Source organism: Maribacter sp. (assembly GCF_049667165.1).
Classification (GTDB): domain Bacteria; phylum Bacteroidota; class Bacteroidia; order Flavobacteriales; family Flavobacteriaceae; genus Maribacter_A.
In genome coordinates this window covers 1-2165 of record NZ_JBATHS010000128.1, presented here as the reverse complement: position 1 = coordinate 2165, position 2165 = coordinate 1, and the positions used below count along the sequence as shown (strand labels likewise).

The 2165-nt window shown below is 44.3% G+C and carries 2 protein-coding genes; one reads left to right on the top strand and one right to left on the bottom strand.

What is annotated here, in order from left to right:
* Positions 1-331: 331 nt before the first annotated feature.
* The gene (locus tag WBM98_RS06525) at positions 332-1294 is read right to left on the bottom strand and encodes a hypothetical protein (protein WP_424365221.1); all 963 of its coding nucleotides are present in this window, start codon (positions 1292-1294) and stop codon (positions 332-334) included.
* Positions 1295-1965: 671 nt separating this feature from the next.
* Here WBM98_RS06525 and WBM98_RS06520 point away from each other — a divergent pair.
* On the top strand, positions 1966-2165 hold a 200-nt coding region (locus tag WBM98_RS06520), incomplete at its 3' end, for a hypothetical protein (RefSeq protein ID WP_424365220.1).

Here is a 2165-nt window from a genome sequence, read left to right as displayed (position 1 = left end):
CTGAAACTCCGCGTCGCTGCGTACCGCACCTCCTGTTTTCGGAGCTTTCAAACACTATGCTGCGGATAAGGGACCCCTCCATGGGGCTTTATGCAAGCCTTATGTTTATTTGGGTCGACTTTATGAGGAACAAAGCTTTTGGTCTTTACCTATTTATAGCTCCCCTCCTCGGATGAGGAGGGGAATGAATTCCGCATTCGCGGAAGAAAGGGGAGGTTGATTTTCAACCACCAACAATCAACCCTTCATACCTCGTCCCTTAAACCTTAAACCCATCAATCGCAACACCATACTGGCGTATACCAGCAGGTGTTCAAAAGTGCCTACAAGGTTACTGAAAAACCGCTTGCCATTCTTGTGAAGTTTCATCATTGTACAACCAACTGGCCATAGCAGGATCACCTTCATAGTCAATGAACGGCATGATTTCGAAGGTGTTGAGGTCTCCCAACCAACCCGACTCCTCTGTTAATGGATTAAGCTCAGGGATTGTTCCAGGAGTTTGCATTGTTGGAATTCGAGCGATAAGCAATCCTTCCATCCAAGGGGTTATAAAGTCCATTGGAAGCTCAAACTCATGTGCAACCCCTTTCTCAATTCCGGCACCCCATAAGGCACCTGCCTCACGGTTTAATCCGTATTGATATGGAATTGTACTGCCTACGTTTGTATCGAGCTCACCCATATGAAGAAACGTAGGAACGTTCCTGATGGTTTCCCATTGCTGTTCTGAAAACAGGTATATGTCTCCTTTATAGGAATAGACACCGATTGTGCGTTCCGGATGGTTAAACGCAAAATTTAATGCGGTACTTCCTCCATTTGAATATCCGAATGGCAAAAGCGGAGCGTCGGCCAGCTCTGGATGCTCACTCAGACTTGCGAATTCTTCGAGGGCATCGAGCATGGCTTGATGGGGAGCGGTGTCTGAATAATGAGCACTATCGTTTCCTAGAAATGCAAGATCATAGGTTTGCATCAACTGTTCTATTTGCTGTCTTCCTTCAGTTGCTTCGGGAATATTGGAAAGATCACCCCGAACCCAAGGGCGGCCATCTCCGCTGCCACCGGTAAGGAAAAAAATGACCCCCCTAACTTCTTCCGTTTCTGGAAGTAGGTACATCGTAAAGGGATCACTTTCGTAAATCGACGGTGTAACGACATTCTCGGGAGGTTGATCCGTAGTCTCGGGTTGACTATTAGTTTCTCTGGGCTGACTATCATCGCCACTACTGCACCCTGTAAAAACCAGAGCAAAGAAAGGGATAAGTAAAAAGGTATGGCTTGTTTTCATGATACATTCTTTAAAAGTTAAAATGCTACGACATTGCCCAATGACAATATTCAAATCGAATCAATTACCAAAAAAATGAGGGAAAACATAAAAGCGGTAAACAAAGAAGAACTGATGTTACCATGACTTTGACCCATATAAGATAAGTTTTTTTCTCTTAAAAACCAACGCGAGGCCAAAAAATAAAGGGGAACGATTTGTACTGTATTCGGATCATTTACCGATGCAGTTTCTTTTGACCTCTTATAACATCGGGTTTAAAAGGGAAAGGTGTACCCGAGGTTAGCTTGTATTTCATCTTTCCTGCAATTGATCGAAACTATTCCCGTGTAAAAGGTTAACATTTTAAAGGCATGAAAATGCTCCGATTTCGACCTCAAATGACCCATTAATTGAAATCGAATGAAACGTTTAGCAATGGTTTCCTCAGTCTTGCTTCCTGCCCGTCTAGTGCGGGCGATCTCCTTACTATTGGCTATAATAATTATTGGTTAACGTCTTCGCGAGGTTAGAAGCCTGCCCGCCTCGCCAGAATGACCTGTTGGGCTGGCGCTAGTGCGGGCGATCTCCTAAATGTTGGCTACAATAAATCAATGTATCTTCATTTTCTTTGCTCGCCCAAAACAAACCGACGAAGGAGGTTCACGAATACCTTAAAAACACAATATGACATGAGTAAACGAAACAAAGAAAAAGGCGCCTTATCCGAGGCATTTTTTCTTTTTCCCAAAAGAAAAACCGCGTCTGAAACTCCGCGTCGCTGCGTACCGCACCTCCTGTTTTCGGAGCTTTCAAACACTATGCTGCGGATAAGGGACCCCTCCATGGGGCTTTATGCAAGCCTTATGTTTATTTGGGTCGACTTTATGAG

Coding starts and splice junctions, on each gene's coding strand:
- WBM98_RS06525 (WP_424365221.1), bottom strand. CDS start 1,294: ATGAAAACAAGCCATACCTTTTTACTTATCCCTTTCTTTGCTCTGGTT.